Origin of the sequence: Marinifilum flexuosum, from assembly GCF_003610555.1 — a bacterium.
GTDB classification, from domain to species: domain Bacteria; phylum Bacteroidota; class Bacteroidia; order Bacteroidales; family Marinifilaceae; genus Marinifilum; species Marinifilum flexuosum.
Genome location: NZ_RAPQ01000010.1, coordinates 720063 through 727116, shown reverse-complemented (window position 1 = coordinate 727116; position 7054 = coordinate 720063). Strand labels below are relative to the sequence as shown.

General features: G+C 36.2%; 5 protein-coding genes, 1 tRNA gene and 1 rRNA gene. 4 read left to right on the top strand and 3 right to left on the bottom strand.

Going from position 1 to position 7054, the window contains the following annotated elements:
* Nucleotides 1-154 precede the first annotated feature (154 nt).
* A 5S ribosomal RNA gene (gene rrf, locus BXY64_RS16240) occupies nt 155-265 on the top strand.
* Between the two features lie 278 nt (nt 266-543).
* On the opposite strand, the gene BXY64_RS16235 is transcribed toward rrf, so the two are convergent.
* Nucleotides 544-617, bottom strand: a tRNA-Ile gene (locus BXY64_RS16235).
* Nucleotides 618-717: 100 nt separating this feature from the next.
* On the opposite strand from BXY64_RS16235, the gene BXY64_RS16230 reads away from it, so the two are divergent.
* Nucleotides 718-1347 (top strand): HAD family hydrolase, encoded by a 630-nt coding sequence (locus BXY64_RS16230; RefSeq protein WP_120241021.1) that lies wholly within the window; start codon nt 718-720, stop codon nt 1345-1347.
* A 2-nt stretch (nt 1348-1349) separates the two neighbouring features.
* On the opposite strand, the gene BXY64_RS16225 is transcribed toward BXY64_RS16230, so the two are convergent.
* Complete coding sequence (locus BXY64_RS16225) at nt 1350-2135, bottom strand: hypothetical protein (protein ID WP_120241020.1); 786 nt, start codon at nt 2133-2135, stop codon at nt 1350-1352.
* 72 nt (nt 2136-2207) lie between these two features.
* Nucleotides 2208-4169, bottom strand: coding sequence for a (E)-4-hydroxy-3-methylbut-2-enyl-diphosphate synthase (gene ispG, locus BXY64_RS16220; protein WP_120241019.1), 1962 nt, complete (start codon nt 4167-4169; stop codon nt 2208-2210).
* 178 nt (nt 4170-4347) lie between these two features.
* On the opposite strand from ispG, the gene gldA reads away from it, so the two are divergent.
* Nucleotides 4348-5259 carry a gliding motility-associated ABC transporter ATP-binding subunit GldA gene (gldA, locus tag BXY64_RS16215; RefSeq protein WP_120241018.1) on the top strand — a complete coding sequence of 304 codons (912 nt, stop codon included), beginning with the start codon at nt 4348-4350 and terminating at the stop codon, nt 5257-5259.
* A gap of 448 nt (nt 5260-5707) precedes the next feature.
* Nucleotides 5708-6964 (top strand): methionine adenosyltransferase, encoded by a 1257-nt coding sequence (metK, locus tag BXY64_RS16210; RefSeq protein ID WP_120241017.1) that lies wholly within the window; start codon nt 5708-5710, stop codon nt 6962-6964.
* Nucleotides 6965-7054 lie beyond the last annotated feature (90 nt).

Here is a 7054-nt window from a genome sequence, read left to right as displayed (position 1 = left end):
CCCGTTAGCGCCGATGGTACTGCAGAGATGTGGGAGAGTAGGTCGACGCCAACCTTTAAAGAGTCTTATTCCATTAAGGAGTGAGACTCTTTTTTTATGAGATATTTATAAATAAGATATATAGCTTTAATCAGTTTGATTAAACAAAACGATTTTAGGTGTTTATTGCAACAAGGTTCCACCTCTTCCCATTCCGAACAGAGTAGTTAAGCTTGTTAGCGCCGATGGTACTGCAGAGATGTGGGAGAGTAGGTCGACGCCAACCTTTAAAGGATAGTAAGTCTACGGATTTACTATCCTTTTTTTATACATTAAATTTTCATTTAATGGGTAGTTGGAGAAGGCAATTTCCATTTATTATAGAATTGTATGATGCATATTTCTCTTAATAGTAAATAACAATCTTTATTAAATATTGAATTGATCCTTATATAGTACAATCGCTTTTAGATATGTATTTTTATGGGAGAGAATTTGTTAGACAAAGCCAGTAGAAACAAAAAAAGCAGCCACAACATCGTTGTAACTGCTTGATTCAGAGGGTGGGCCCACCTGGGCTTGAACCAGGGACCCCCTGATTATGAGTCAGGTGCTCTAACCAGCTGAGCTATAGGCCCTCGAAAAACTTATAAAATAAAAGCAATGTTTTATCTTTGTTTTCGGTGTGCAATATTACATATTTGTATCGAATAATTCAATAATTGAAGGAAAAAAATTATGCAAAAATACGATTCAATACCTAATATTATCTTCGACTTCGGAGGTGTGCTTTTAAATATCGATCCACAAAATGCAGTTAACAGTTTTAAGCAGATTGGATTACATGATGTGGAATTAATTAAAAGAGAATATTCAGAGAATGGATTATTTGACAATTTGGAAAAAGGAATTGTGTCGCCAGAGGAATTTAGGACCAAAATCAGGAAGTTTATTTCAAATGGCGTTACTGACGCTGAAATTGACACAGCTTGGAACTCGATGCTTTTGGATTTACCTTTTGAGCGTTTAGAGCTTTTAAATCGACTAAAAAAGAATCATAGGGTATTTCTTCTTAGTAATACCAATATCATCCACTGGGAAGCTTATATGAGCATGATTCAGGATGTACACGGAGTTTGCTTATCAGATTTTTTCGAAAAGGATTATTACTCGCACAATATGGGTTTAAGAAAGCCGGATCAAAAAATATATACTAAGGTTTTGGATGCGGAAGGTTTAATAGCAAGCGAAACTTTATTTGTTGATGATATGCTTGCAAATGCCGAAGCTGCAAGATCTGTTGGTATGATTGCGCACCATTTAAAAATTGAGGAAGGCGAAACAGTATTGGATCTATTTTCAGAATAGAATTACTTCTTTCGAAAACTTCCCATGGTGTTGTCGTAGTTGATGTAATATAAACCTGATTGAAGATTTTCAAGATTCACTTTATTTCCGAAACCTTTAAAAATGATATTTCCATATTGGTCATAAATCTCGTAAAGGGTTTCGGAGGTAAATAAAAGTTCATCTTTTACCTTTTCTGGTCCAAATTCAACTTTTGGCTTTTGCGACTCATGGGTTATTCTTGGAGAATAATTAGCATTTCTGGTATAATCGGTTTGAGATAATCTAAAAATATTTTTTCCAGTATGAGTTCTTACGTTTAACTTGTACTTGTTGATGGTTGGCAGGCCATTGCCTTCAACTTCGCCCACAATGACCCATTTGTTCCATCTGTATTGTTGCACAACAAAAGGTATTGAACCACTTTCTTCTCTAGTAGTCCAATGTAAAATGCCATTTTTATCAACTTCGGCAGTCTGAATTTCAAATGTTGATTTTGGTTTAATGGCTTCCGGATTTGTAATACGTGGCAAACATCCACCTTTATAATGTAGAACGATGTTCACCTTTTCGCCTATATCAAAGCCAAATTGCGAAAGATCAATCTCGAATGCACTACTACCTATTTCATCAGAAGAGGTTTGGCCGTTTACAGTAACCTGGTAAACACAATATCCCACCCCTGAATCTGAAAATGGATTCATAACATATACATTTTTCCCAAGATAAATTCCACTTAGCTCAAGTTTATCGGCATAAGCAAATGAAAACAGAAAAATGAAAAATATAAGTAAAAGATTCTTCTTCACGCTGATAGATTAGTGGATACATCTATCTGCAAGATATAAAACAATGTGTATTAAAAAAAAACATTGATCAAATTAATTGATATTATCGTCAATCCAATCGCCATTATTCTTAATGATGTTCTTTAATTCTTCAATGGCAGTTTCACTTGGGATGTTTTTGATTAAAACATCGTGACCTTTATACAATGAAACTTTTCCAGGTCCAGCTCCTACATATCCGTAATCAACATCACCCATTTCACCCGGACCATTAACAATACAGCCCATAACACCAATTTTTAGGTGAGTAAGGTGAGAAAATGCCATTTTCACTTCAGCAACTACCTCTTGCAATTGAAATAGAGTTCTACCACATCCTGGACAGGATACAAACTCAGTTTTCGTAGTTCTAACTCTTGCCGCTTGCAAAATCCCAAATTCGGTAGATAAAACTTCGTTTTGTGGAAGATTTCCTTGGTTTGCAATGCTGATACCATTGCCCAATCCATCGAAAAATAAACTACCTAAATCACAAGACGATTTTAAGTGAAGATCTTCTAGGTTTGCATCAGTAAATTCACGTTTAAAAATTACCGGTGCCTTGCATTTTGTTTGAACCAATTTGAAAACAAAAGCTCGTTGTTCGGCAAAGGCATTTTGGTGATTCGATTTACAAATCAAAACAATCTTGTTATTCTCTTTTACTTTGGAGATAAATTCCTCGCTTAGGTCTTTATATTCACATTCTACAAAATGAATGCTGCTGGCAAAAGCTGTTAGATTGTCGTGAAGAAATTCCTCGCTTTGAAATAGAGGATAGGATTTATCGGTATATTGATCGGCCAGCTCCCAACATTCTTGATCCACGATAATCCCCAAATCTTTAGGATAATCGGTGAAAACAGGATCGTAACCACTTACGTAGATAAAATCAGCAGCCAAGTTTCCTTTTTCCCATTCCAATGTATCCTGATCTTGTTTGAATCCTGATTTTTCAGGTAAATCAGCAGTCAAATATCTTTCGTGCGATAAATCGCAGATAACCACAGGAACTTTTGAACTGCCTATATTTTTTACCAAGTTTGTTGATCGCTTGTAAAAATTAATCAAATCAACCTCTGTGTTTTCAATCTGAGTAATTGGTGTGTGATTTTCTTTTGCCAACACATAATCAACCAGTTTTTTTCCTACTGGAGATTCTATTTCCGGATCTTCGGTAAGAGAAATTCTAACCGTATCACCAATTCCATCATTTAATAAAGCCCCTGTTCCAACGGCCGATTTAATTCTTCCATCTTCTCCTTCGCCAGCTTCTGTTACCCCCAAATGTAATGGAAAATGCATATGTTCCTTTTCCATTTCGCAAACCAGTAAACGAACGGTTTTAACCATCATTACTGTATTGCTAGATTTTATTGAAATGGCAACATCCGTAAAGTTTTGCTCTTTACAAATGCGAAGAAACTCCAAAGTAGCTTCAACCATTCCTCTTGGTGTATCGCCGTAGCGACTCATGATTCGATCTGACAATGACCCGTGATTGGTACCAATTCGAAGAGCGGTATTGTGTTCCTTGCAAATGCGAATTAGGGGAATAAATTTCTCACGAATCTTTTCTAAATCTTCCTGGTATTTTAAATCTCCGTAATCGCTGTTTTTAAAATCGGCACGTTTGTCAACAAAGTTTCCAGGATTAATTCGGACCTTGTCGACATATTTTGCAGCAATTGTAGCAGCCTTGGGATTAAAATGAATGTCGGCAACCAAAGGTGTTTCATACCCTCTTTTTACCAATTCCTCTTTAATGAATTTTAAATTCTCAGCTTCTTTTGTACCCTGTGTAGTTAAACGAACATATTCTGCTCCCGACTCTATCATTCTGATTGCCTGCTCAACACTCGCTTCGATATCATTGGTATCGGTGTTGGTCATCGATTGTATTCGAATAGGATTATTGTTACCCATTGGGGTATTGCCAATATTTGATTCGCTTGATTCGCGACGAGAATAATTGAAAAGATCTTTACAGAAATTATTATGCTGTGAAAAACTCATTGTTATTGATTTGAATTGAACGACAAAGGTAAGTAATTCAATTATCAATTATGAGTGATCAATTATGAATTGCAAGGGAAACAAGGAGAGAATGATTAAATTCACAGCAAATAAGATTTTTTTAACTTTAAGTTTTAATAACACGAAGTATTTAAGGTAATAGTTCAAATCCAGTTTTATGTCGATTAAAGTTCAGGAAGTAAGCAAGCTATATGGAAAACAAAAAGCACTTGACAATGTTAGCTTTGAAATTAACCAGGGTGAAGTTGTAGGATTTTTAGGCCCCAATGGTGCGGGAAAATCAACAATGATGAAGATTATTACTGGTTTTGTTCCACAATCTTCTGGTTTGGTTGAAGTAAATGGATTGAATATAGAAGAGCATTCATTGGAGGTGCGAAGGCAAATTGGATATCTGCCAGAGCATAATCCGCTTTACCTGGAAATGTATGTGAAAGAATACCTCGATCATGTTGCTTCCATATACAAATTGGGAAAAGCAAAAAAGTCGAGAATTGCTGAGATGATTGACCTTACTGGACTTGGTTTGGAACAGAACAAAAAAATTGGTGCACTTTCGAAAGGATATCGTCAAAGAGTTGGAATTGCACAGGCTTTAATTCACGATCCAAAAGTGGTGATTCTTGACGAACCAACCACTGGTTTAGACCCCAACCAACTGGTCGAAATCAGAAATCTGATTCAGGAAATTGGCAAGCAGAAGACCGTTATGCTTTCTACGCATATCATGCAGGAAGTGGAGGCTTGTTGCGAGCGGGCTTTAATTATCAACAAGGGAAATTTGGTGGCCGATAAAAAGATTGAAAACCTCAGTTCCGAATTGTCTTCAAAGATGATTGAAGTGGAATTCGCCAATGATATTTCATTGGATATCCTGAATCAACATGAGGGAATTAAAGAGGTAATTTCTTTGGGAGATAATAAATTTAGTATCTCAAGTTCTGATGATATCCGTAAGGAAATATTCCAAATGGCAGTGAAAAACAACTGGGAAATTCTTGAAATGAAGAGCCAAACTCAAAGGTTGGAAGACTTGTTTCATCAGTTAACAGTTAACAATGATCAGTAATCAGTTATTTGTTTGAGATTTAGATTCTAAATAATCTTAACCACAAAGTACACAAAGGTTTTTCACAAAGTATACAAAGAAATACACAATTTGCGAATCAATTAATGAGATCTGTGTAATTCGTGGTTAAATCAATACTAATAAGACTTTGCAGTCTTTTTTAGCCTGAAACCACCTGTTTTTCAGGACTACGAATTGTTAAAAAGCATTAAAAACACCTGTTGCAATATTGTTTCTTTCCAAAATAATGTTTTCCTTTGCCGAGAATTAAGTGGAAAGATTTGGCTGCTTGCAACCACAGAAAAAAATGCTAAATGGTGTTATTATCCTTTTTCTGCGTTAATACAACAACCAATTGCTTTCCCGTAAATTTTATTTATAAAGTGCTTAAAGTCTGGGGGACTTATTTGATTAAGAAGGCTTTACTGTGCTCAAAACTTTAAAAATTATGGGATATTTATTTACATCAGAATCTGTTTCTGAAGGACATCCAGATAAAGTATCTGATCAGATTTCAGATGCCATTTTGGATAAATTACTGGCTTTTGATCCTAATTCGAAAGTTGCAGTTGAAACTTTGGTTACTACTGGTCAGGTAGTAATTGCCGGTGAGGTAAAAACAAAAACTTATATTGATATTCAGGAAACTGCTCGTAAGGTGATTAACCGTATTGGTTACACAAAAAGCGAGTACATGTTCGATGGATCATCTTGTGGTGTTTTAAATGCACTTCACGAACAATCAGATGATATCAATCGTGGTGTTGATCGTGAAGATCCAATGACTCAAGGTGCTGGCGACCAGGGTATGATGTTCGGTTATGCTTCTAAAGAAACCGATGATTACATGCCATTGTCACTTGAATTGTCGCACCGTTTGTTGATTGAAATGGCTGCCATTCGTCGCGAAGGAAGAGAGATGACTTACCTTCGTCCTGATTCAAAATCGCAGGTAACCATTCAGTACAACGATCAGGATGCTCCTGAAAGAGTGCATACAATTGTAGTTTCTACTCAGCACGACGACTTTGGTCCAAACGACGAGTTGATGTTACAAAAAATCAAGAAAGATGTTCGTAACATTCTTATCCCTCGTGTAATTAAGCAATTGCCAGAGAGAGTTCAGGCTCTTTTCGATGATGAGTTTATTTTGCACGTTAACCCAACGGGTAAATTTGTGATTGGTGGTCCTCACGGTGATACGGGATTAACTGGTCGTAAGATTATTGTTGATACTTACGGAGGTAAAGGTGCTCACGGTGGTGGTGCTTTCTCAGGAAAAGATCCTTCGAAAGTAGACCGTTCGGCAGCTTATGCTTCACGTCATATTGCTAAAAACATGGTTGCAGCTGGTGTTACCGATGAAATTTTGGTTCAACTTTCATATGCAATTGGTGTTGCTGAGCCAGTAGGTATCTACGTTGATACTTACGGAAAATCGAACGTGGAATTAAGCGATGGTGAAATTGCTGAAAAGGTTAAAGAACTTTTCGATCTTCGTCCGGCAGCAATTGAACAGCGTTTGAAATTACGTAATCCAATTTACGAAGAGTCTGCAGCATATGGCCACATGGGACGTACACCAAGAACAGTTACCAAGAAATTCGAATCTCCATATTTCGGAAATATCGAAAAAGAAGTTGAATTGTTTACATGGGAGAAATTAGACTATCTAGAGAAAGTAAAAGAAGCTTTCAACTTATAAGATAATCACAAAATATATTGAAAAGCCATTCCTTACGGGAGTGGCTTTTTTTTTATGCTTTAAATTGATTAGAAAAAAATGAGAAAAATT

Bases quoted from the DNA above. Each gene is read 5' to 3' on its own strand.
- BXY64_RS16230 (WP_120241021.1), top strand. From the start codon at position 718: ATGCAAAAATACGATTCAATACCTAATATTATCTTCGACTTCGGAGGT.
- ispG (WP_120241019.1), bottom strand. From the start codon at position 4,169: ATGAGTTTTTCACAGCATAATAATTTCTGTAAAGATCTTTTCAATTAT.
- metK (WP_120241017.1), top strand. From the start codon at position 5,708: ATGGGATATTTATTTACATCAGAATCTGTTTCTGAAGGACATCCAGAT.
- gldA (WP_120241018.1), top strand. From the start codon at position 4,348: ATGTCGATTAAAGTTCAGGAAGTAAGCAAGCTATATGGAAAACAAAAA.